The organism is uncultured Ellagibacter sp. (genome assembly GCF_934617235.1).
GTDB lineage: Bacteria > Actinomycetota > Coriobacteriia > Coriobacteriales > Eggerthellaceae > Ellagibacter.
In genome coordinates this window covers 21,942-43,819 of the sequence record NZ_CAKTTZ010000016.1, presented here as the reverse complement: position 1 = coordinate 43,819, position 21,878 = coordinate 21,942, and the positions used below count along the sequence as shown (strand labels likewise).

Annotated in this window: 21 protein-coding genes; 3 read left to right on the top strand and 18 right to left on the bottom strand. The window is 60.2% G+C overall.

What is annotated here, in order from left to right; all coding sequences use genetic code 11:
- Positions 1 to 83 precede the first annotated feature (83 nt).
- The 17 genes from upp to Q0G85_RS04660 form a co-directional block, all read right to left on the bottom strand.
- Entirely contained in the window at positions 84 to 722 is a 639-nt protein-coding gene (gene upp / locus Q0G85_RS04740; RefSeq protein ID WP_297155223.1) for a uracil phosphoribosyltransferase, read from the bottom strand.
- A gap of 264 nt (positions 723 to 986) precedes the next feature.
- The gene (gene glyA, locus Q0G85_RS04735) at positions 987 to 2,243 is read right to left on the bottom strand and encodes a serine hydroxymethyltransferase (protein WP_297155221.1); all 1,257 of its coding nucleotides are present in this window, start codon (positions 2,241 to 2,243) and stop codon (positions 987 to 989) included.
- Positions 2,244 to 2,378: 135 nt separating this feature from the next.
- Positions 2,379 to 2,825 (bottom strand): ribose 5-phosphate isomerase B, encoded by a 447-nt coding sequence (rpiB, locus tag Q0G85_RS04730; protein WP_297155219.1) that lies wholly within the window; start codon positions 2,823 to 2,825, stop codon positions 2,379 to 2,381.
- A gap of 32 nt (positions 2,826 to 2,857) precedes the next feature.
- The gene (glpK, locus tag Q0G85_RS04725; RefSeq protein ID WP_297155217.1) at positions 2,858 to 4,354 is read right to left on the bottom strand and encodes a glycerol kinase GlpK; all 1,497 of its coding nucleotides are present in this window, start codon (positions 4,352 to 4,354) and stop codon (positions 2,858 to 2,860) included.
- A 51-nt stretch (positions 4,355 to 4,405) separates the two neighbouring features.
- The gene (locus Q0G85_RS04720) at positions 4,406 to 5,371 is read right to left on the bottom strand and encodes an alpha/beta hydrolase (protein ID WP_297155215.1); all 966 of its coding nucleotides are present in this window, start codon (positions 5,369 to 5,371) and stop codon (positions 4,406 to 4,408) included.
- Positions 5,372 to 5,449: 78 nt separating this feature from the next.
- A complete protein-coding gene (locus tag Q0G85_RS04715) occupies positions 5,450 to 6,058 on the bottom strand; it encodes an L-threonylcarbamoyladenylate synthase (RefSeq protein ID WP_297155213.1) in 609 nt (202 codons plus the stop codon).
- 520 nt (positions 6,059 to 6,578) lie between these two features.
- The gene (locus Q0G85_RS04710; protein ID WP_297155211.1) at positions 6,579 to 9,119 is read right to left on the bottom strand and encodes an NAD(P)/FAD-dependent oxidoreductase; all 2,541 of its coding nucleotides are present in this window, start codon (positions 9,117 to 9,119) and stop codon (positions 6,579 to 6,581) included.
- Positions 9,116 to 10,552 (bottom strand): FAD-dependent oxidoreductase, encoded by a 1,437-nt coding sequence (locus tag Q0G85_RS04705; protein ID WP_297155209.1) that lies wholly within the window; start codon positions 10,550 to 10,552, stop codon positions 9,116 to 9,118. The genes Q0G85_RS04710 and Q0G85_RS04705 overlap by 4 nt, the downstream gene beginning before the upstream one ends.
- Before the next feature lie 119 nt (positions 10,553 to 10,671).
- Positions 10,672 to 12,099, bottom strand: a complete 1,428-nt coding sequence (locus tag Q0G85_RS04700; protein ID WP_297155207.1) for a sodium:alanine symporter family protein — start codon at positions 12,097 to 12,099, stop codon at positions 10,672 to 10,674.
- Between the two features lie 236 nt (positions 12,100 to 12,335).
- Positions 12,336 to 12,539 carry a cold-shock protein gene (locus Q0G85_RS04695; RefSeq protein ID WP_158049612.1) on the bottom strand — a complete coding sequence of 68 codons (204 nt, stop codon included), beginning with the start codon at positions 12,537 to 12,539 and terminating at the stop codon, positions 12,336 to 12,338.
- A gap of 197 nt (positions 12,540 to 12,736) precedes the next feature.
- Positions 12,737 to 13,138 carry a hypothetical protein gene (locus Q0G85_RS04690; RefSeq protein WP_297155205.1) on the bottom strand — a complete coding sequence of 134 codons (402 nt, stop codon included), beginning with the start codon at positions 13,136 to 13,138 and terminating at the stop codon, positions 12,737 to 12,739.
- A gap of 40 nt (positions 13,139 to 13,178) precedes the next feature.
- Positions 13,179 to 14,258, bottom strand: a complete 1,080-nt coding sequence (ruvB, locus tag Q0G85_RS04685) for a Holliday junction branch migration DNA helicase RuvB (protein ID WP_158049608.1) — start codon at positions 14,256 to 14,258, stop codon at positions 13,179 to 13,181.
- A gap of 14 nt (positions 14,259 to 14,272) precedes the next feature.
- Complete coding sequence (gene ruvA / locus Q0G85_RS04680) at positions 14,273 to 14,869, bottom strand: Holliday junction branch migration protein RuvA (protein ID WP_297155203.1); 597 nt, start codon at positions 14,867 to 14,869, stop codon at positions 14,273 to 14,275.
- Positions 14,870 to 14,878: 9 nt separating this feature from the next.
- On the bottom strand, positions 14,879 to 15,382 hold the full coding sequence (gene ruvC / locus Q0G85_RS04675) for a crossover junction endodeoxyribonuclease RuvC (protein ID WP_297155201.1): 504 nt from the start codon (positions 15,380 to 15,382) through the stop codon (positions 14,879 to 14,881).
- Positions 15,383 to 15,692: 310 nt separating this feature from the next.
- Positions 15,693 to 16,496, bottom strand: coding sequence for a YebC/PmpR family DNA-binding transcriptional regulator (locus Q0G85_RS04670; protein ID WP_296061218.1), 804 nt, complete (start codon positions 16,494 to 16,496; stop codon positions 15,693 to 15,695).
- Between the two features lie 190 nt (positions 16,497 to 16,686).
- Positions 16,687 to 18,702, bottom strand: coding sequence for an S-layer homology domain-containing protein (locus Q0G85_RS04665; RefSeq protein WP_297155198.1), 2,016 nt, complete (start codon positions 18,700 to 18,702; stop codon positions 16,687 to 16,689).
- Positions 18,703 to 18,713: 11 nt separating this feature from the next.
- Positions 18,714 to 19,898, bottom strand: coding sequence for an S-layer homology domain-containing protein (locus tag Q0G85_RS04660; protein ID WP_297155196.1), 1,185 nt, complete (start codon positions 19,896 to 19,898; stop codon positions 18,714 to 18,716).
- Positions 19,899 to 20,098: 200 nt separating this feature from the next.
- Here Q0G85_RS04660 and Q0G85_RS04655 point away from each other — a divergent pair, with 200 nt between their 5' ends.
- From Q0G85_RS04655 to Q0G85_RS04645, 3 genes are all read left to right on the top strand, one after another.
- On the top strand, positions 20,099 to 20,317 hold the full coding sequence (locus tag Q0G85_RS04655) for a helix-turn-helix domain-containing protein (protein WP_297155194.1): 219 nt from the start codon (positions 20,099 to 20,101) through the stop codon (positions 20,315 to 20,317).
- Positions 20,318 to 20,475: 158 nt separating this feature from the next.
- Positions 20,476 to 20,775 carry a type II toxin-antitoxin system RelB/DinJ family antitoxin gene (locus Q0G85_RS04650; RefSeq protein ID WP_297155192.1) on the top strand — a complete coding sequence of 100 codons (300 nt, stop codon included), beginning with the start codon at positions 20,476 to 20,478 and terminating at the stop codon, positions 20,773 to 20,775.
- Between the two features lie 2 nt (positions 20,776 to 20,777).
- Positions 20,778 to 21,242 carry a PIN domain-containing protein gene (locus Q0G85_RS04645; protein ID WP_297155190.1) on the top strand — a complete coding sequence of 155 codons (465 nt, stop codon included), beginning with the start codon at positions 20,778 to 20,780 and terminating at the stop codon, positions 21,240 to 21,242.
- A gap of 157 nt (positions 21,243 to 21,399) precedes the next feature.
- Here Q0G85_RS04645 and Q0G85_RS04640 read toward each other — a convergent pair whose 3' ends face one another.
- Positions 21,400 to 21,873: a low molecular weight protein-tyrosine-phosphatase gene (locus tag Q0G85_RS04640; protein ID WP_297155188.1), complete on the bottom strand. Its 474-nt coding sequence runs from the start codon at positions 21,871 to 21,873 to the stop codon at positions 21,400 to 21,402.
- Positions 21,874 to 21,878 lie beyond the last annotated feature (5 nt).

Sequence of the window (21,878 nt, the reverse complement as noted above, 5' to 3'; positions counted from 1 at the left end):
GTCCCCGACCGACGCTTCGCGCGTTCGGGGACGCGCCCGCTCGGGCGCATAGACAGGGAAATAACAGTCCACAGGACTGTTATTTATTTCGTTCCGAAGATGCGGTCGCCGGCGTCGCCGAGGCCGGGAACGATGTAAGCCGCAGAGTTCAGCCCCTCGTCGATGGCGCACGTATAAATGTGCACGTTGTTGTCAGCGGCGAGGACGGCGTCGATGCCCTCCGGCGCGGCGACGAGCACCATGAGCTTGATCTCGCCGGTAACGCCGCGCGAGCGCAGATAGGTGACAGCCGAGATGATCGAACCGCCCGTCGCAAGCATCGGGTCGACCACGAGCACCGTGCGGTTGGCGATATCCTCGGGCATCTTATCGTAGTAGGGAACCGGCTCGTGGGTCTCCTCGTTGCGGTACATGCCCAGATGTCCCACACGCGCCGCGGGAATCAAATCGAGCACACCATCGACCATGCCGAGGCCCGCACGGAGAATAGGCACAACCGCGAGCTTCTTGCCCGACACCTGCTTGCAACGAGCCGTGCAGATGGGGGTTTCGACGTCCACGTCGGAAAGCGGCAAGTCGCGCGTCGCCTCGTAGCCCTCGAACAGGGCAAGCTCCCGCACAAGCTCGCGGAACTGCTTGCAGGAGGTCGTTTTATCGCGCAGGATGGAAAGCTTGTGCTGCACCATAGGGTGATCGACGAGGGTGACGCGGCTGTTGTCCATGGTTCCTTCTTTCGGCCGAAGTTCGCTTCCATAAAGAAAAGGGCCCGCGGTAAGCCGCGAGCCCTTCACCGTTTCATGCGATTCTACCAGCATTGGGTTGCCACGTGAGCCACAACCAATGCATGCACCGAGTAAGAATTCAGGAAAGCGCCATTTCTCGACCCGCTTCGAAGGGTCGGATCACGCTTTCGCGGTTGTCCTCGCGAAATAGGGTCGAGAACTCATCGACCTGGCGCAAGATGTCGTCCGCGCGAGGGGCAGCTTCTAGTACTCCATGCCCGGGTAGAGCGGATGCGCCTCGAGCATCGCGTCGACCTTCTTCTTGATGTCGGCGAGCTTCGCGTCGTCGTCAGCGTTGAACACGGTGCCCGCGATGCACAGGCCGACCTCGTAGAAGTCGTCCTTCGTGAAGCCGCGCGTGGTGGCCGCAGCAGATCCGACGCGAATGCCGCTCGCCACGAAGGGGCCGCGCTGCTCGTTGGGGATGGTGTTCTTGTTCACCGTAAGGCCAACGCGCTCAAGCAGCTTCTCGGCGTCCTTGCCGGTGACATCGGCAGGCGTGAGGTCCACGAGGCACAGGTGGTTGTCCGTGCCGCCCGACACCAGGCGCAGGCCGCCGTCGGTCATGCCCTGGCCGAGCGCCTTCGCGTTCTCGACCACATGATCGATGTAGGTTTTGAACTCGGGCTTGAGCGCCTCGCCGAACGCGACCGCCTTGCCGGCGATCACGTGCATGAGCGGGCCGCCCTGCGAACCGGGGAACACAGCGGAGTTAATCTTCTTGAAGAGCTCCTCAGAGTTCGTCAGGATGAAGCCGCCACGCGGGCCGCGCAGCGTCTTGTGGCTGGTCGACGTCGTGATATCGGCATACGGCACGGGGCTGGGATGCGCACCCGTGGCGACGAGACCGGCGATGTGGGCCATGTCCACCATGAGGTAGGCGCCCACCTCATGCGCGATTTCGGCCATGCGCGGGAAGTCGATTGTGCGCGGATACGCCGAAGCGCCGCCGACGATGACCTTCGGGCGAACTTCCTTTGCCTTTTCGAGGAGCGCGTCATAGTCGATGACCTCGGTCACGGGATCGACGCCATAGGATTCCGCATGGTAGAGCTTGCCCGAGAAGTTCGCCGGGCTGCCGTGGGTAAGGTGGCCGCCGTTGTCGAGGCCCATGCCCAAAATGGTGTCGCCGGGCTTGATCAGCGCGAAGTATGCCGCCAAGTTCGCATTCGCGCCGGAATGGGGCTGGACGTTCGCGAACTGTGCGCCGTAGAGCTTGCAGGCGCGATCGCGCGCGAGATCTTCCACGATGTCGACCTTTTCGCAACCGCCGTAGTAGCGCTTGCCGGGATAGCCCTCCGCGTACTTGTTGGTGAGCACGCTGCCCATGGCCTCCATGACAGCCGGGCTGGTGAAGTTCTCCGAAGCGATGAGCTCGACACTCGTGCGCTGACGTCCCAGCTCAGCGCGAAGAACGTCGGCGACCTCGGGATCGCTTTCACTTACATATTGCAACGTCATATAACTCGCCCCTTCCAGAGCCCGAAAAAAGTATGCGCCCACTCTAGCACAATGAGCAGGCGCAATTGTTACAAGTTGGTTAGGGGAGGTTTGCGTTGGTCGGGGGAAAGATGACCCAACCGGAAAGCGAGACCGCTATGCCGACGGCGTCTCGAGCGCCATGATCTTCTCGACACGACCCGCGTGACGACCGCCGCCGAAGTCAGTGGACAGAAACACGTCGAGGATGCTCTTGTTTTCCTCCACGTCGACGAAGCGCCCCGACAACGTCACGATGTTGGCATCGTTGTGCTCGCGGCACAGCTCGGCGAACTGCGTGTTGATGACATTCACCGCTCGAATGCCGTTGATCTTGTTGGCGGCGACCGCCATGCCGATCCCCGTGCCGCACACGAGAACGCCGTACGTCGCCACGCCGCCTGCCACCTCATGGGCGACTTTGGCGGCGAAGTCGGGGTAATCGACGCGGTCATCGGAGTCGGGGCCCAGATCGTGCACCTCGTAGCCCTTCTCCTCAAGGTAGACAGCCAAAAGTTGTTTCTGCTCAAAACCCGCGTGATCGCTTGCGATGCTGATAATCATGTTCCTACTCTCCCTTATGTCGTGAACCTGCCCTATTTCGTCTTCGTATGCCCCACCGCGCGCCGCCATCCTTCCAAAAGCTCGGCATGGCGTGTATGGTCCATCTGCGGCTCGTAGACGTCGTCGGTCGTGCGCAGCCCGCGCAATTGGTCGGTGCTCTCCCAAAAGCCCGTCGCCAAACCGGCCAGATACGCGGCGCCGACGGCAGTGGTCTCCGCGTTCTGCGGACGATGTAGCGACGTGCGAAGCATATCGCATTGGAACTGCATGAGGAAGTCGTTTTTCGACGCGCCGCCGTCAACGTTGAGCTCGGTAAGCTTCACACCCGAATCGGCTTCCATCGCCACCACCAGGTCATGCACCTGGTAAGCGAGCGATTCGAGCGCCGCGCGGACGAAATGGGCGCGGGTCGATCCGCGCGTGAGCCCAACGACCGTCCCGCGCGCGTCGGCATCCCAATACGGGGCCCCAAGGCCGGTGAAGGCGGGCACGATGTAGACGCCTTCGGTGCCATCGACGCTGCGCGCAATCTCGCAGGTGTCCGCCACGTTGTCGATAAGGCCCATCTCGTCGCGCAACCACTGCAAAAGAGCGCCCGCCATGAACACGCTTCCCTCGAGCGCATACTCAGGTTCCTTTGTATCAGGCGAGGACGCTGCAATAGTCGTAACCAGGCCGTTCTTCGATTCACACGCCTCGTGCCCTGTATTCATCAGAAGGAAGCAGCCCGTGCCGTAGGTATTCTTCGCCTGCCCGGGCGAAAAGCAGCACTGCCCGAACAGCGCCGCCTGCTGGTCGCCCGCGATACCGCGGATGGGCACCCCGGGGAAGGCGGCGGGGTTCCTTGTCACCCCGAAATCGCCCGACGAGGGGCGCACCTCGGGAAGCATCGAGGCGGGGATGTCGAACAGGTCGAGCAGCCACGGGTCCCACTTCATGTCGTGGATGTTGAACAGCATGGTCCGGCTTGCGTTGGTGACGTCGGTGGCGTGCACCTCGCCCTGCGTGAGGGCCCATAAAAGCCACGAATCGATCGTGCCGAAGGCGAGTTTCCCCTGAAGTGCGTCCTCGCGGGCGCTGGGGACGTTGTCGAGGATCCAGCGAATCTTGCTAGCGGAAAAGTACGCGTCGGGAATAAGGCCCGTGCGCCGCGTGATTTCCGCCGCGACCCCCGGGTCCCCGCACAGCTCCTCGACAAGAGGCGCCGTTCGGCGGCACTGCCACACAATGGCGTTCGCCACCGGCTGGCCGGTCTCGCGGTTCCACACGACCGTGGTCTCGCGCTGGTTGGTGATACCGATCGAATCGATGTCGCAGGGCCCCAAGTCGTTCGACACGAGCAACTCCGTCAACGCCCCGAGCTGGGAAGACAAGATGTCGCGCGGGTCGTGTTCGACCCAACCGGGTTTGGGGAAGATCTGCGGGAAGGGGTTTTGCACCACATCGACCACGCGCCCTTCGCGGTCGATGAGCATCGCGCGGGAAGACGTGGTCCCCTGGTCAAGCGCGACAACGTAGGTTTTCGACATGAGCATCTCCTTGGAAGGTAGCAACATCTGGCGTAACGGGAAATCACGAGATCAGCCCATGTGCCGGCCCATCCAGTCGACCACGTCATCGTAGACCTGCTGCTTGCCGGGTTCGTTCAAAATCTCATGGCGCATGCCCTTGTAGAGCCTTACCTCGACGTCTTTGATGCCGGCTTTCTCGAACAGGGAGGCCGCGCTCTTCACACCGCGCCCCTTCTTCCCCACCGGGTCAAGCGCGCCGGCGACGAACAGGATGGGCAGCTCAGAGGGTATCGCGAGCGCCGAGTCGAGCGTCGCGACCTCGGCGGTAAGGCTCGTGAGCGTAGCGTAGGCGCCGGCCGTGAACTTCTGGCCGCACAGGTCGTCGGCGATATAGGCATCGACGATGGCGGGGTCGGTGGAAAGCCAGTCGAGGGGCGTGCGCGCGTTTTTGACGTCTTTTGAGAACGCGCCATCCGCAAGGTTATGGAGCAGGTTGCTGCGAGTGCGTTCCCCCTGCTTGGCGGCCACGCGGCTGGCGAGCGCATGTCCCATCTTCGACTTCACGACGGGCTCGTTTCCCGTGCCGCAGATCACAGCGCCCGAAAGGCCTTCCGCGTAGCGGGATAGGTATGCCCGCGTGACGAAGCTTCCCATGGAATGCCCGAAGATGAAGTAGGGCGTCTTGCGCGAGAAACGGGCGCTCATCGTTTTCCGCATCTCGTGAACGTCCTCGATGAGGGCGTCCTTCCCGCAATCGAGGGGCATGTGCCCCAAATCCATCGGGTCGGCGACCGAGCGGCCGTGCCCGATGTGGTCATGCGCGCATACCGCGAAGCCGGCGCTCACGAGGAAGCGGGCGAAGTCCTCGTAGCGGCCGATGTGCTCGGACATGCCGTGGACGATTTGGACGATTGCACGAGGGGCGGCACTTGATGCTCCCCGCGGGGTAACGGGCTGCCATATCACGCCTTTGATCTGGGAAGACTTATCGTACGACCTGAACCCTACCGAAGATTTCTCAACTGGTTTAGACACGAGATCCCCCTTGTGTTGAAGCGATTTCCCTGTCCTGCATCAGTATAGCGACTTACCGCGCCGCGCGGGCAGCCAACCCTATGAAAGGGACTTGATGTCCGCAATAGTGATGGCGCCCTCGCGCATGATAACGGGATGGTCCTGCGTGCAATCGACGACCGTTGACGCGACGCCGCTCTTGCTGCCGTCTTCCCCATCCGAGAGCACCGCCGAAACCTGGGAACAAATGCCGGCGTCGAGCTCGTCGAAGGCTCCTGCGGGGCGCTTTCCCGACACGTTTGCCGAGGTCGTCGCGAGGGGACACCCCACCGCGTCGATCAGCTCGAGCGCGCAGGCGTTGTTCGGCATGCGAAGGCCGATGGTGCCAGCATTCGAGCGGAACGCTTCGGGAACCTCGTCCGACGCCTTCACAATCAGCGTGAGGGGACCCGGCCAAAACGTTCGAGCGAGCACGAAGGCGAACTCGGGGACGCAGCGGCCGAAGCGAGCGAGGTCATCTTGCTGGGAAACGAGCCACGAGATGGGCTTTTTCCGGGTGCGGCGCTTCAGGTCGTAGAGGATGTCGGGGGAAGCGGCATGGCGGATTGAAACGCCCAGACCATACACCGTTTCTGTAGGGAAAATCGCCGGCTTGCCCTTTTTGAGGGCAGAAGCCGTAACCGCAATCGAATCGGAAAGACGCGCCATGGAACCACCTTTTCAAGCACTCGTCGTTTGCCGTGCGCATGATGTGCGCGGCGACATGTCATGAATTGTAGCACTCGCGGGTTGGCGCGAGGGTAGGCGGCGGGCGTGCGCGGGCGGCCGGCGCGAGGACGGGCGCGGGGGGCGGGACAGCGGGCGGCGGGCGGCGGGCGGCGGGCGGGCGCGGGGGCGGGCGGAGGCAGTTCTTCCCACATTTCTTTCTCGAATTCACCTTCTTCCTCGAAATCGGCACGTCGTGGACAAAAATCGTCGATATGTGAGCCATCCAGAGACGGAAGAAGGGATGGGTGGACTCGCCACGCGCGTTTTCCCAGCTCAGAAAAATCGACATTGAGTTACCCTCGTATAACTCCTCGCATATCGACGAATTCTGTCCACGAGGCCCCGATTTTCGAGAAGAAGAGGGTCAACAGACGGCGGGCAAATCAGGGCGAACGCAGCGCCGGGCATGCATGGGTGGCAGCGAGCGCGGGCGGAATCGTGACCTGTGTCAGCGGACGCTCTAGCGGGAAGAGAACTCGGCCGCAATGGCCTCGGCTACGCGCAGACCGTCGACGGCGGCGCTCATGATACCGCCCGCATAACCCGCGCCTTCGCCGCACGGATAGACGCGAGTCCTCGGGTTCTCTTCCAGGGCGAGCAAATCGCCTGCCAGTCGCACCTGAAAGTTCTTCCCGCGAACCATACGGATGGGGCTTGAGCTGCGCGTTTCAGGACCGGTGAGAACGGCGCCGGGATCGGCGAACCCATGCAGCTTCGCATCGAGCAACGGCAAACCCTTCGCAAGCGCGTCGCAGATGAATTCGGGAAGGCATTCGTGCAAATCGCACCAGACGACACCGCGAGGGTAACTCGGGTGCACGACCGCGCGGCCATGCCGCACAGGCGCGCCCGTGTGACGACGAGCTTCGAGCCCCGCCGTGTAGTTATGCGACTCGGATGCGGCCGTACGGCGGTGAGCCTCGGGCGAGACCGCGGGACGATGAGGCTCGGACGCGGCAGTGCGGCAGCGAGCCTCAACCTCGGCCGCGGCGGCGCCACGCGGCTGCTCGCCTTCGGGCCGCTCACTCGAATGCGCGGCGGCCGAAAGGAAATCCCCCACCGTCTGCGCGGGCGCGGCATAGGGCGCCCCACCATTGCGGCGAGCAAGCTCGAAAGCCGCACGCTCGACCTCACGCTGCAAGCAAACGCCTTCCATAACGTCGTCCCCCGGCAGGTCGTCGGGCCGCACGTCGGCGAGCAGCGCGCTGTTCGAGTTCTCGCCATCGCGCGCGAAACGGCTCATGCCGTTCACCACGACGCCGCCTTCTTCGCTTGCCGCCGCGACAACTTCCCCACCTGGGCACATGCAGAAAGTGTACACGCCACGGGGCGCGTTCTCGCTTGCAGCGGCATTCTCGCCATGTGCCGCACCCGAGCGAGAAACGGCACCGCTGCGCGACAGGATTCCGCCCCCATCAACAGCGGCGTTGGGACGGGCAACGTTCGCGCTTGCGACATCATCGGCACGCGCGGGATCATCCGTCCTTGCAGTGGAATCGGCGCACGCGGGATCATCCGCCCCTGCGACGCCACCCTTGCTTGCAGCATCCGCGCGGGAAGACACGAGGGCAGGCACGCGAACCGCCATCTTGTAGTCGGCGGCACCGAGCGCCGCGTGTTTCGCCGCAGCACCGTATTGCGCGTGGTTGATGAGCGACTGCGGATGCTCGATGCGAACGCCCATCGAGAAGGGCTTGCGCTCGAGCGCGAACCCTCGATCTCGGGCAAGCTCGAATACATCGCGCGCCGAGTGCCCGCACGCGACGACGACACGCGAGGCTTCGACCACTTCGCGCGCGCCCGTGCGAGAATCCTCCAGCACGACCGAGCGAACCGCGCCACCCGACAGCTCGATATCGGCAAGACGCGTGAGGAAACGCACCTCGCCACCTGCGGCGATGATGCACTCTCGAATGTTTTTCACGACGGCGGGCAGCTTGTCGGTACCGATATGGGGCTTCGCCTGCCAAAGGATCTCATCAGGCGCGCCCGCCTGGACGAACGCCTCGAGGACATGGCGGATATGAGAGCTTTTCGTGCCCGTGGTCAGCTTGCCGTCGGAAAACGTGCCAGCGCCACCTTCCCCGAACTGCACGTTCGCCGCCACGTCAAGCGCACCGCCCGCGTTGAAGGACTCGATAGCCGCCGTGCGCTCGTCGACCGCCGCACCACGCTCGACCACGAGCGGGCGCAGACCCGCTTCAGCCAGATAAAGCGCGCAGAAAAGGCCCGCAGGCCCCGTGCCCGCGACGACGATGCGACCGTCAGACGACGCCGCATGCGATCGAAGGTCGGGAATTGCAAGCGGTGCGGGCGGATCGTATGCGCGGACGTTCACCCCGCGAGCGGGGGCCAGCGCGTCGTGGGCCACACCTTGAGCAAGGCGGACGGCGTAGGTGGCGTTGAAGTGCACATTGGACTTCTTCCGCGCATCAACGCTGCGTTTCACCAGGGAAAACGAGACAATATCCTGCGGCGCGACCCCGAGCGCGGAGGCAACTGCGGCACGAGCGAGGTTTGTCTCACGCGAGACCGAGGTCTCACATGCAGGCGGGACAGGAATCGGGTGAGTTGCCCCGGTCGAAAGTGGAGCAGGGGTTGAGACGGGGGTCGGGTGATTTGCCTCACTCGCGAGGCTCTCCAGCCCCGCATCGAGCGGAAGCGCAACGTTCGACACCTCGATTATGTCCACGCCTTCAAGCGCGCTCGTATCGAAGGTGGCGCCACGATGCGACGCTCTGCCGTCGCGAGAACGGGAAGAGGCGTGCGAGCTGGCCTTCCCCCCGCGATAAGACCGACCGCTCGCGTTCTTGCCAGCGTTCGCGCCCTTGCCGCCAGCGCCCTTGCCGCCCGACATCTTGACGCCGTCCGCCCTCTTGTCGCTCGTTTTCTTGCCGTTCGCGCCCTTATTGTTCGACTTCTTGTCGCTCGCCCTTTTGCCGCCGTCATCCCTCTTGCCAGCGTTCGCGCCCTTGCCGCCGCGAGTGTCCTTCGAGCTCATTCGCCTTCCCCTTCCCCATCGGCGGACACAACGACGCCGCAAGCAGCCGACGCACCCGCGAGCAGGCCCGATGCCCATGCCCAATGCAAGTTGTAGCCTCCGCAGGGAGCGTCCACGTCGAGCGCCTCGCCGACAGCGAACAACCCCGGCAGCACGGGCGCCTCCATAGTTTGCGGGTCGAATGCCGCAACCAGAAGCCCGCCGCGCGAGACCTGGCATTGCTTCGCGTCGCCGATGCCACGAACTGCAAGGCGCAACCCCCCGATGACGCGCGAGAGCGCAAGCGCATCCTTCTTGGAAAGCGGCCGCGCGGGGTCGATTGACGCGCACTTGCAAAGCACCTGCGCCACCTGGGGAAGCATCGCGCCGCGCAGCACGTCCTCGGCAGCGATCTGGCCGTTCTCACCAAAGCGCGTCGACAGATGCTTGCGCCGCGCGAGCAACCACGCATCGCGGTCGGAGTCAGACATCTGCGGCAGAAAATCAATCGAGAGCACGTCCCCCTCGCGAGCCGCCCGCGACAGGTTGAACACGCACACGCCCGACACGCCGTAGTCGCGGAACAAAAGCTCGCCTTCCTCCCGCGCAACAAGGCTTCCCGAGCGTTCGAGCGAGACGGCGCACTTCACGCGAATGTTGTTCAGCTGGCGCGTGATGCGCGAGTCGGTAGCAAGCGGCCCCAAGACCGGCCGCATCGGTTCGCACGGGATCGCGGAGGGCATCTCAACGGCGCTCATGCCGCGCCCGCCGACAGCAAGGACGACCTTTTCGGCATGAGCGATCGATCCGTCGGAAAATCGCAGGTGAAAGCGGCTCTTCCCTCTCGCAGGAGCCTCGATTGCGCGAAGGGTTTTCCCGAATTCCACACGCGCGCCCGACACATCGAGGGCTGCGCGCAGCACATCGAGCACCGACGACGCCTTGTTGGCGGCCGGGTACATACGACCCTCGCCCTCCTCGCGCCATATAAGGCCCAAGCTAGAGAAGAATCGCTGCACGGGCGCTTCGTAGGCGCTCGCGAAATGGACGCCTTCCCGCACGGGAATTTCATAGGCTCCTAAAGATTGCGTGCTCGCCTGACTGGGCGCTTTGGGGGCGCCCGCAAGTTGAGCGCTCCCCCGACAAGGCACCTCGAGGGCACCCGCAGATTGAGCGCTCCCCCGCCCAGAAGCTTTCGAAAGGCTCGCAAGCGAGCGCAACGCGGCTTCTACAAAGGCGGCGTTGCGATAACAAGCTGGGTCGATGTGGGCGTTCGAGAAATTGCAGCGGCCGTTCCCTGTCGCAAGAATCGAGCGGCCGACGCGCTCGGGGTCGGCCTCGAAGAGCACGATTTCGCACTCGCCCGCTGCACCGAGCCGCGCAAGTTCGTTTCCGGCGGCGATAGCTGCAGCCAAACCGGCCGCGCCGCCTCCTATGATGGCAATCTTTTTCATGATGTAAGAGTATAGGCGATGCGAGGCGTCGCTTTCCGCCGACTTCCCTTCGCCTTGCAAACAACAAGGGCGCACGACGGCGCCCCCAGGGAAAGCTGTCAACGCGCATCTGGCCGCGCCTATTTCGAGGCAATCATCGGGATTTCCCGCGTGTCTTCCTCCTCGATGTTGCCGTCGTAGACATAATGCTTCGTCTCGCGGCAAATCAGCCCCGAAAGCAGCAAGATGGCGATGATGTTGGGGATGGCCATGAGCGCATTGCCGATGTCGGAAATGGTCCACACCACGTTGCCCACGCCGATCGCGCCGAGGAACGCCACGAGAACGTACACAATGTGGTACGGCAGGATGGCGCGCTTGCCGAACAGGTAGGCGGCGCAGCGGTTGCCGTAATACGACCAGCCGAGAATCGTGGAATACGAGAACGACACCATGCCGATGACGAGGATCGGCGTCCCAACATAGGGAATGGTGGCGAAGGCGGTGGAAGCGAGCTGCGCGCCGGTGTAGAACGTCGGGTCGGCGAGCACCTCCGCCTGGATTTCGGGGTGCGCGATCATCGTCGAAACTAACACGATGCCCGTGAGCGCACAGATGACAACCGTGGACCAGAAGGTGCCGGTCATAGCGATGAGCGCCTGCTCGGCAGGGTTTTTCGTCTTGGCGGCAGCCGCGATGATGGGGGCGGAGCCGAGGCCTGACTCGTTGGAGAACAGGCCGCGGGCGCAACCGAACTGCAACGCCATCAAAAGCCCGGAACCGACTGCACCGCCGAACGCCGCCTTCGGAGTGAAGGCGCACTCGAAGATGAGGCCGATGGCGCTGCCGAGAACGGGCGCGTTCATCAGCAGGATCACGATACAGCCGCCCGCGTAGGCGACCGCCATGACGGGGACGAGCTTCTCGCAAACATGGGAGATGGACTGCACGCCACCGAAGATGACGATGCCCACTAACACGACGATGGCGATGCCGACCGCCCATTCGGGGATGCCGGGAATCGAGGATGTGATGATGCCGGTCATGGACGTCGCCTGTACCGCCGAGCCCGTGCCGATGGTCGCGACGACGGCGAACGCGGCGAACGCGATGCCGCCAAGCTTCGCCCACCAGGGGCGCGTGCCGTCTTTACGCGTGAAGGCGCGCTCCCACACGTACATGGCGCCGCCAAGCATGTTGCCCGCATGGTCGCGCACGCGGTAGCGCACCGAGGCGTAGACTTCCACGTACTTCGTGGCCATGCCGAACACGCCGGTGATCCACATCCAGAAGACGGCGCCAGGGCCACCTGCCAGGATAGCCGTGGCAACGCCGACGATGGAGCCCGTACCGATGGTCGCGGCAAGCGCCGTCGCAAGCGCGCCGAAGTTGGAGATATCGCCCTCGCCCTTCGAGGTGCCGCCGCCCCACGACATACGAAGCGCCTGGGGCAGCTTGCGCTGGATGAAGCCCGTGCGAACGGTGAGGAAGATATGGGTGCCGAGCAGGAGCGCAATCATGGCGGGCCCCCACACGACTGAGTCAATGGTGTTCAAGATTTCAATCATAGTGGGTTGGTATTGTAAAGGAAATGCAAACGCTCGCGCGGGCGCATCCCCCAAACGGCAACGAGAAAACATCGTCGGTAGATTCCGTACGACGAAGCCATTCCAAAATCGAGAACATCTTTAAAGACCGAGCGTTTGATTGCCATTACTATGTTTTAAAGAAACCGAACGTCAGGGCATAAAAAACGACCCCGCTTTTGCGAGGCCGTTCAGCATGTATGAATGTAAAAAAGGATTTACAGCTTCACCACATTGCTTGCCTGGAGCTTGCCGTTCTGACCCGTGGTCACGTCGAAGGAAACAGCCTGGCCCTCATCGAGCGTCTTGAAGCCGTCCATCTTGATCTCGGAAAAATGAACGAAAAGGTCTTCACCATCCTTCTGGGAGATGAAGCCATAGCCTTTTTCCGGGTTGAACCACTTAACAGTACCTTCCGCCATTTTAAAATCCTCTTCTCTTCCCCTTAAGCCGGGGAGGTAACTCTGCGCGTTGCATGGCGGCAACACTCGCCCTCACTTCGAGGGCACATGAATACTATACGCTATCGCGCTGCGAAACCGTTCCGAAATCGCAGGAATTCGTACCATTTTTCCCGAAGCATGCGATGCGGGGAAATGCCAACGGAAACGACGTGCTCTTAGCCCTGTGTCGACTCGAGATAATCGAGCCGCTCAGCTGGAGTGCCCTCGGCAAGCTCGAACCCGTAGGCCGAGGCGAGCGCTTGCGCCTGACCCGCGCGAACCTCTGCGAGCTCGTCGTTTCCCGCACTGCGCAGGAACTCCGACTCGAGCTGCAAGCTGTTCGCGACGTATTCAGTGACATGCGGATCGACGCCCGACACCTGAAGCACCGATGCCATCGATTCGGGGGCAAGAGAAAGAAGCATCGACCCGTCGAGGTCGGTTGCGTCGCCGATAGCGCTCTCGAGCATGTCGGCTGCAGCCGCTGGGTCGCGGCCGTCGTCGGCACGCTCGATGCTGCGGCGCATCGCTTCCATGAACTGCATGAGCAGACGCATGAGATAATCTTGTTCGAACATGGCCCTCCCCCGTTCGCGGTAGGTTACAGTCGGTCCTTCATCAGTCGGCCTTCGGCGGCACGATTCCCAAATGCTCGTAAGCGCGCTCAGTCGCCTGGCGGCCCTTCGGCGTGCGCACGATAAGTCCTTGCTGCATGAGATAGGGCTCGTACACGTCTTCGATGGTGTCGGTATCTTCCGAGAGCGCCGACGCAAGCGTGGTGAGGCCCACAGGACGCCCGCCGAACTGCACGGCAAGCAGCTCCAAAATGCGATTGTCGACCGCGTCGAGCCCCAGGTTGTCCACCTCGAAGAAGCTGAGCGCCTGTGCCGCGACATCCTCGTCGATAACACCGTCACCCCTCACCTGTGCCCAGTCGCGCACGCGCTTGAGCATGCGGTTCGCCAAACGCGGGGTTCCACGGCTGCGGCGGGCGATCTCAAGCGCGCCGTCCTCGCTGATGGGAACATCAAGGATAGCAGCCGAGCGTGCAACGATCGCCGCGAGTTCCTCGGGCGTGTAATACTGCAGGCGGAATGCAATGCCGAAGCGGTCGCGCAAAGGACCTGTGAGTAGGCCCGTTCGCGTCGTCGCACCGATGAGCGTGAAGTGGGGCAGATCGAGGCGGATCGATCGCGCTGCCGGCCCCTTTCCCACCACGATATCGAGCGCGAAATCCTCGAGCGCGGGATAGAGCACTTCCTCGACCATGCGGTTCAGGCGATGAATCTCGTCGATGAAGAGGACGTCGCCCTCTTCGAGGTTCGTGAGGATTGCCGCCAAGTCGCCCGTTCGCTCAATAGCCGGACCGCTCGTCGTGCGGATGTTCGCACCGAGCTCGTTGGCGACCACCGTGGCAAGCGTGGTCTTGCCAAGCCCCGGAGGCCCGGAAAACAGGATGTGGTCGGCGCATTCCTTGCGCTGCTGCGCCGCCTCGATAAGGATAGCGAGCGACTCTTTCACCTTGGTTTGCCCCAAGTAGTCGCAAAGCTTCTTCGGGCGCAGGCTACGGTCGAGCGCGAGGTCGTCCTCTTGCAAGTTGGGCGCCACCGCGCGATCGCTTGCAGACGGGGACGCTCCACCCTGCATCGCAGTTGCCGCCTCGAAGACCATTCCCTCTATTTGAACACCGTCCGCCATTGCGTCCTTTTCATCTAATGAGCCGTACCCAGTCGCTTAAGGGCATATTGTAACAGCGCTGCCTCGGTCGCACCCTCGGGAGCCCCCTTCAACGCCAATTCTGCCTCCTGCGAGGTAAATCCCATAGAGAGAAGCGCCTCGGCCGCGCCTTTCAGCCTGTCATCGAGAATCGTTTGCGCGGAAGGCTCGGAGAGCAGGCTTTCAAAGCTCGCGTCGAAGGAGCCCTTCAACTCGAGGATGATGCGCGATGCGCTCTTCTTGCCCACGCCGGGGATCTTCTGCACGAGAGCGACATCCTGCGCGGCGACAGCGTCCGCCAGCGCGCGCGGGGAAAACGTGGAAAGCGCCGCCAGCGCGACCTTCGGCCCGACGCCGGTCACGCCGATCAGGCGCTCGAAGGTGGCCTTCTCCTCTTCTGAGAGGAACCCGTAAAGCGCGATACCCGCATCGCTCACCTGCAGATACGTGAGCACCGTGACGGCGCCGCCGGATTCCGGCAGCTTAGAGAGCGCCGTTGCCGACATGAAAACAGCGTATCCCACGCCGTTTACGTCGATATAGGCGACTTGCGGCGTTTTGCCGACGAGCTTACCCTTGAGAAACGCGATCATACTTGCTCCTTATCTCGCAAGTCCGCCGAAGCCTTCGTGGGTGGTATAGCAGATGGCGGCGGCCAACGCATCGGCGGCGTGGTCGGGGCTCGGCACCGAATCGAGCGAGAGCAGCTGGCTTACCATGTACTGCACCTGCTCCTTGTCAGCAGTGCCCGTACCCACCACCGCAAGCTTAATTTGGCGAGGCGTGAATTCCCCCACGCTGAGATTCCCCTCCGCGCAGGCGACGAGCGCCGCGCCGCGCGCTTGGCCCGTTGCGAACGCCGCAGTGATGTTCTGCCCGAACCACACCGTTTCGATTCCCACGCACGTGGGTTTGAAGCGATCGATCACCGCGCCGATCTGCTCGTGGATCTTGCGAAGACGCAAGGAGAGCTCGACCTGCGCGGGCGACGATACGCAACCGTATGCGATGCACGAGAGCTTGGCGCCGCGCTGCGACACGATTCCCCAGCCCGTGTTCGCCAGGCCTGGGTCAATCCCGAGTATGATGCGCTCGCGCGTTGCCACTGTGCTCCCTTGCATTCCCAAACGTTTGTTCGGTATTGTATCATACTGATTCGAGATGCGAACATCCTTTCGCGTTTTCCTTCGCAAGAAACGCAAAAGGCGGCCCCTTTCGGAGCCGCCTTGCAATTCAATTCTCAAAGCTGGAAAGCTTCCTCACCTCACTCGACGCTTCGCGCGAGCAGGGCGCGCCCGCTCGGGCGCCTAGATGGGGAAGGAATAACCCACAGGACTTTCCAGCCCTGCTCGACGCTTCGCGCGAGCAGGACGCGCCCGCTCGGGCGCCTAGATGGGGAAAGAATAGTCCACAGGACTATTCTTCTTCCAAAGCCTCGGCAATCTCGTCGGTGATGTCCATCGTGTGATAGACGTTCTGGAGGTCCTCCAGCTCTTCGAGGCGATCGATGAGGCGCATGACCTTCTTGGCGTCCGCCACGGACACCTCGGTCGGCGTGGACGGAATCATGGTGAGCTCGGCGCCCTTCACCTGAACGCCCTGCTCCTCGATAGCCTTCTTAACGGCCATGAGGTCGGACGGCGAGGTGTAGACAATCCACTCCTCGTCAGCATCCTCGTAGTCGTCTCCGCCAGCCTCGGCGACGGCCATCATGAACTCGTCCTCGTCAGCGGCAGCACCGTTCGGGCCGATGGGGTTCTTCTTGTCGCCAGTCTCAATTTCCTTGGCGACCATGATCTGGCCCTTGCGCTCGAACTGGAACGACACGGAACCGGAAGTGCCGAGCGAGCCGCCCGCATGGGTGAACGCGCTGCGCACGTCAGCCGCGGTGCGGTTGCGGTTGTCGGTCAGAGCCTCGCAAAAGATAGCGACGCCAGCCGGGCCGTAGCCTTCATACTGAACGGTTTCGTAGTTCGCGGCGTCCTTGCCGGAACCGAAAGCCTTGTCGATAGCGGTCTTAATCTTGTCCTTCGGCAGGGAGTAGCCCTTCGCCTTTTCGATAGCAGCGGCGAGCGACGCGTTGTTTTCGGGGTTCGGGTCGCCACCTTCCTTCGCAGCAACAGTGATGTTACGGGAAAGCTTGGAGAACAAAGCAGAGCGCTTAGCGTCCTGGGCAGCCTTGCGATGCTTCGTTGTAGCCCATTTTGAGTGACCTGACATATACGTCCCTTCCGATAATGCAAATACCAGCCGCATAGTTTAGCACAGAGGGCAAGCTACACAAATACCCCACGCCCCACCCGCACGCAATTTGCAGAACGGCCATCAAAAATCGCGTTGGACCAAAAGGGGGGGCTTCGTTCGCAGCGAAGCCCCCCAATACAGCATCATGCCGCCACAAGAAAGCGGATTACTTCAGAATGCCTGACTGAAAAGCGCGCATCAGGATTACGGCAACGCGCTCGCGCGCAACTTCTTCGCCAGGGCGCAAGTACTGCCCATCCGGCTCATCGTATCCGGACACAAGGCCGTTCTCAACCGCCCATGCCATGTTTGCTTGAGCCCATGCCGAAACGCTCTGCCCGTCTTTGAAAGAAGAGAGTACCTTGCTGGACTCTTGAGCGGAAGGAAGGTCCTCGCTTTTTGCGGAGCAGTTTGCAAGAACCGTGATGAGCTGCTCGAAGGTGACGGGGTCATCGGGGCCAAATGCGAACCGGTTACCTTGCTCGTCCGCATATCCGTTGATGACGCCATTTTCAACAGCCCAGTTCACCCCAGCGGTATACCACTCGCCGCCCTTTACATCGGGCATACCGGTCGTATTGGAAGGACGAGAATCCGACGAGACGCCCGGATTGGCGTTGCGATACAAAATCGTCGCAAGCTGAGCACGCGTCAACGTGTCGCCCACGCCGAAAAGCGTCGTACCCGAATAACCCTTAATCAAGCCTTTTTCGTATACGAACATAACGCCCGAATAATACCAAGAGTCGGCGGCGACGTCATCGAACGGTGGGAGCTCCGATATCTTTCCGTAGTACGATTTCCCCCATGTATTTTGATCGCCTGATGTCACAAGAAAATAATACGTTCCCGCAGGCAAAACACCCGTATCAAGAATCACATCCCCGCTTCTGTCACCAGCGGCACTCCCAATAATTGCATCCCCTTGCGAATCATTCCCCTTATTCACGAAATTACCCTCAGAATCATAGAGACCGAAGATTGTTGCGGAATGGTTGCTCATTCTAATCTGCAAACGTTTAGGAGACTGAATGGTGATTTTGTAATAGTCGAGATCGCCAACCTTAGTAGACTCGTAGCTATCGAAGGGATCGTAGATACTCCCCATGAACGTATCGCCAATGACAATCGGCGTTGCCGTGTCCAGTTTAGAATTATTCTCTTTCTCGACTATTGCCCCAACTGGCGTCGAAGCAACCTCGTACCGCGCGGAAACAGAATGATACGCTTTCGTTAGTGAAGCAACATTTAGAAGCCACTTTCCGGCAGGCACCGAGAGAAGACCATACCTCTTTGAGTCTCCCGCCTCCATCGACCACACGTAGCTTATGCTTTTGTCTTCATTTAACAAGCTAACAAGATATGTCGTCGACGAGTTCTTTTCGGGAGCGATGCACGAGTTCGCAATGTCCAAATTTATGAGCGAGTCTTGCTTGATATCAATGAACCAATTTTTGGTGAAATAGCCTTTTCCGTCCGATGACGCAGACCCCCTTACGCCTTCTTCAAGAAGCTGAATGATTTGGAATGAGGCAGTTTTCCTTCCCGTATAATTGCCAATTCCGTCAACAGTCACCGTTGCGAAACCAAGATCAACGTTGTTTTCGTAGCTCAAGGTATAATCGATATCCTTGACCAGCTCCTCGTCGTTTAAAGAAACCGTAACGTCCGGCTCGATCGCCGATCCCGTCCATTCCTGATCAGGAATATCGTTAATAACCGCATTAGTGAGAGACAGCGGACGAATCGTGAACGGCTCCGAAACGCTTCCCGAATACTTACCTATTCCCGTAATGACGCAATGCGCGGTACCAGCATTGACGTTGTCGCTATAGGAAACCTCATAATCTTCGCCAGCAGAAAGCGTCACTCCCTTTAACCGGACCGACTTCACCCCTGGCTCTATTTCACTGCCCGTATAGCGATAAGAGCTATTGTCCAAAACAACGCTCGCCGAAGAAATATCTACTCCCAAAGGGGACAGCTCGGAATCTACTACGGGAGATGCACCTAGCGTTTCGCTGATTGTATTATCCGCAGCATCTTTAAGGGTAATATCTTGCCGACATCTCGAACCATCATCCCCCTCGTCCTGCGAAGCGAATGCGGCAGACGGGACAAATGCCCCTAGCGAGATAGACAGAACGACCGATATGCACTTTTCTTTAAATGACAGGTTCATTTCGCTTCCCACTATCGCATCGTGTAGGAAAGCGGAACTGTTGTTGACCCATTTTCAGCTCCGTAAACCACTTTATTGTCAGAGGAAGATATGCAGCCAATTACGCTGAGGTTAGCGCCCTCCTGAACGCTGATTTTATACATTGAGCCAGACAACTCTCTGACCGACTCCGAAAGGCTAACCAGGCTTGAGCGAAAATCGAAGCTATTACGATACCCATACCTTATTGTGCTGAATGTTCCATTAAGCGGCAGTAAAAGAAAGTATTCATGCTCCCCCGCCTCGTTAGTCACTATTCCAATTCGAGCACCACTTGCGCTCATGCCTGACCTGTCCAGCTGTCCTTGGAATGACGCCAAAACACGTTGCTCTTTTTGCTCTTGGCTCTCAGTCGGCTCGGGGTCGGGCGCAGGCTCGGGGTTGCCAAACACATCGCGGTCGAGCACCATGATCATCTTCGCCATGGCAGCGCGCCACGTCGATCCCATCGGGTCGAGATACGCCCCCGACGGCGTGTCCTTCCCGCTCATAAGCCCCTGGTCAACACACCAACCGAGCGAATCAAGCGCCCAAGAGTCCGCCTCTCGCCATCCAGAAATGTTCTTGAGTGCCGTCTTGTCACTCGCGGTATCGTAGCCCTTGAAGCTCGCATAATTGGCGAGCATGACCGCCGCCTCTTGGCGTGTGATCAGCCTCTCGCCACCGAATGTTCCGTCACCATATCCCTTAATCACACCGTTTTTCTGCGCCCAAAGCGCTGCAGAATAGTAGAAGTCGCTGCTGCTAACGTCGGAGAACCCAGCAGAGCTCGAAATCGGCTTGCCTTCCATGCGCCACAGGATAGTAACCAATTGTCCACGCGTGATATTATCGTAGGGTCCGAAGGTTCCATTGTCATACCCCGTGATAAGGCCCTTGTTCGATACATAAGTTACCGCCGATGCATACCATTCGTTCGGATTGCAATCTGGAAAATCCCTTACCGATTGCAGCTCGATTCCCGAGTTCAGGTCAGATGAAGAATCAACTCCCGAAATCGAATCCAGCAACAACTCAGAGCCGCTTAGGGCATCGTCAAGCGACATGGCCGCCGAAACTGAACCCACCGATTCAAGCTGCGACCCAAGCGCCTCCGCATCACTCTCCGGCGAGGCAAGCGCCACCGCAGGAGTGAAGCAAACAAGGCTTGCTGCCATCCCCACCGAAAGCGCCTTTGACCATACGTTTAGTTTCATAAGGCCCGTCCTTCCCGAGCATAGCTTTCGCCGCACATGCCGCGAAGGTCATCGTACGGCGCCTACTGAAATCAAATAACAATCACCTTTTGTTCAAGATTTAGCCGCAATTGTTTCTGATTTCATACATAGCAGTATAAGACCGTAAGTAACCTGCGACTATGAAAAAGTCGGAAATCAGAAACAAAATCGGGCTGCGCATTAAAGAGCTGCGCGTTCAGCACAACTTGACCCAAGAAAGATTTGCGCTCATGACCGGCATCAATCGTAGCTATCTCGCCGATATCGAAAAAGGCCATCGCAACTTCGGTTTCGACACGCTCGAGAGGATAGTGGAAGGTTTCGGCATCAGCTATTCCGAATTCTTCGAAGGGCTCTAACCAATCGAATCCCCCAAAGCCTCCGCGAATGCGGAGCGTCTTCAACTTCAAACGTCCATGAACAAGCGACGTCCCTTCGCATGCGCGCCAGCGCGACAAATCCCCTTGACATTCTCTATGTTGTACAGGTATTGTTGTACAAAAGCGAGGAGGACGTTATGCCAACATCGATGGTTACCGGAAGAATGGACGACTACAAGAAGGGACGTGGGGCGCAGGTGCTCGCGCAAGCTGGGCTTACTGCCTCGCAAGCCATTAACCTTATGTACGATCGGATCATCAGCGAACAAGACGCCGCGTTTCTTCTCCCCGACGCGCAGGCAACTCCGCCAGCCGAGCGCATCCAAGTCGCCGCTCAGTTCGTCGATTCGCTTTCGCGTAAGACAAGCTCAAGGTTCGACAACATGACCATAGCCGAAATAAAAGCCGAGCGTCTTGCTTCCCGTGGATTGATGTAGCCATGGGAATAATCAAAGCGCTTCTCGACAAGAACATCGTGATCGATTTCCTCAACCAACGAGAACCGTTTTACGAGCAAGCGCGACTTCTTATGATTGCCGGACGAGTCGGGGAATTCGACCTATGGATCCCGTCATCCCAGGTTACGGATTTGATATACATCCTTTCCGAAGGGGGGAAGCCCTCGCTAATCCCCGAGACCCGCGAAAGAATCCAAGGCTTGCGGACCTTTGTGAACGTATTCGCCGTAAGCGAGCGGGAAATCGACAAAACGCTCGCGTCATCGTGGAAGAACCCCGAAAACAGACTCCTTTTCGAAGTTGCACTGAGCATACAAGCCGACTGCATCATCGCCCGGAACAGGGAGGACTTCGAAAGCAGCCTCGTTCGTGTGCTCGACTGCGACGATTTCTTCACCTGGCTGAGAACCGACTTCAACCTCGACTACGAAACAATAGCGATTTAAAATGGGCGGAAGACTCACTCGCGAATCCCCCGCCCCGCAACTGATTCACAGCGCCTGGAACTGGTATCGGCACTGCAGGCGCAGGCTATCCCAAAACGACCGCTTTGAAAACCCGCCTAAGCGCCACGGCCGCGCGCTTGCGTTCTCGGGGCGGCCTCTAGTGCTCGCCTTCCAACTTCGAGAGCAAACCGCGACACCCGGCGACGATGTCGCGATAAGTCGCGTCGAAATTGCCGGTGTACCAAGGATCGGCCACGTCCTTGCCATGGCGGGGGTTGTCGTCGGGAAGAAAGTCGAGCAGACGCACGAACTTCTTCTGCGGATCGCTGCCGAAAATCGATTCGAGACCGCGCAGGTTCTCCCTGTCCATATAGATGAAAAGGTCCCACTCGCCGTACTCGTTCGCCCGCACCCGCCGAGCGTGGTGGGCATGCGTGGAAATTCCCTGCTCACGAAGCTTTTTTAGCGTGCCAGGATGCGGCAGCTCGCCGATTTCCTCAGTGCTCGTTGCCGCGGAGTCGATTGCGAACTTCCCGCCGAGACGAGCCTTGCGCACCAAATCTTCCATGACGAACTGCGCCATGGTCGATCGGCAGATGTTGCCGTGGCATATAAATAGGATGCGATGCATAAGCC

Excerpts from the sequence above, each read along its gene's own strand:
- upp (WP_297155223.1), bottom strand. The coding sequence starts at position 722 with ATGGACAACAGCCGCGTCACCCTCGTCGATCACCCTATGGTGCAGCAC.
- glyA (WP_297155221.1), bottom strand. The coding sequence starts at position 2,243 with ATGACGTTGCAATATGTAAGTGAAAGCGATCCCGAGGTCGCCGACGTT.
- rpiB (WP_297155219.1), bottom strand. The coding sequence starts at position 2,825 with ATGATTATCAGCATCGCAAGCGATCACGCGGGTTTTGAGCAGAAACAA.
- glpK (WP_297155217.1), bottom strand. The coding sequence starts at position 4,354 with ATGTCGAAAACCTACGTTGTCGCGCTTGACCAGGGGACCACGTCTTCC.
- Q0G85_RS04715 (WP_297155213.1), bottom strand. The coding sequence starts at position 6,058 with ATGGCGCGTCTTTCCGATTCGATTGCGGTTACGGCTTCTGCCCTCAAA.
- Q0G85_RS04710 (WP_297155211.1), bottom strand. The coding sequence starts at position 9,119 with ATGAGCTCGAAGGACACTCGCGGCGGCAAGGGCGCGAACGCTGGCAAG.
- Q0G85_RS04705 (WP_297155209.1), bottom strand. The coding sequence starts at position 10,552 with ATGAAAAAGATTGCCATCATAGGAGGCGGCGCGGCCGGTTTGGCTGCA.
- Q0G85_RS04700 (WP_297155207.1), bottom strand. The coding sequence starts at position 12,099 with ATGATTGAAATCTTGAACACCATTGACTCAGTCGTGTGGGGGCCCGCC.
- Q0G85_RS04695 (WP_158049612.1), bottom strand. The coding sequence starts at position 12,539 with ATGGCGGAAGGTACTGTTAAGTGGTTCAACCCGGAAAAAGGCTATGGC.
- Q0G85_RS04690 (WP_297155205.1), bottom strand. The coding sequence starts at position 13,138 with ATGTTCGAACAAGATTATCTCATGCGTCTGCTCATGCAGTTCATGGAA.
- ruvB (WP_158049608.1), bottom strand. The coding sequence starts at position 14,258 with ATGGCGGACGGTGTTCAAATAGAGGGAATGGTCTTCGAGGCGGCAACT.
- ruvA (WP_297155203.1), bottom strand. The coding sequence starts at position 14,869 with ATGATCGCGTTTCTCAAGGGTAAGCTCGTCGGCAAAACGCCGCAAGTC.
- Q0G85_RS04670 (WP_296061218.1), bottom strand. The coding sequence starts at position 16,496 with ATGTCAGGTCACTCAAAATGGGCTACAACGAAGCATCGCAAGGCTGCC.
- Q0G85_RS04665 (WP_297155198.1), bottom strand. The coding sequence starts at position 18,702 with ATGAACCTGTCATTTAAAGAAAAGTGCATATCGGTCGTTCTGTCTATC.
- Q0G85_RS04660 (WP_297155196.1), bottom strand. The coding sequence starts at position 19,898 with ATGGCAGCAAGCCTTGTTTGCTTCACTCCTGCGGTGGCGCTTGCCTCG.
- Q0G85_RS04655 (WP_297155194.1), top strand. The coding sequence starts at position 20,099 with ATGAAAAAGTCGGAAATCAGAAACAAAATCGGGCTGCGCATTAAAGAG.
- Q0G85_RS04650 (WP_297155192.1), top strand. The coding sequence starts at position 20,476 with ATGCCAACATCGATGGTTACCGGAAGAATGGACGACTACAAGAAGGGA.
- Q0G85_RS04645 (WP_297155190.1), top strand. The coding sequence starts at position 20,778 with ATGGGAATAATCAAAGCGCTTCTCGACAAGAACATCGTGATCGATTTC.
- Q0G85_RS04640 (WP_297155188.1), bottom strand. The coding sequence starts at position 21,873 with ATGCATCGCATCCTATTTATATGCCACGGCAACATCTGCCGATCGACC.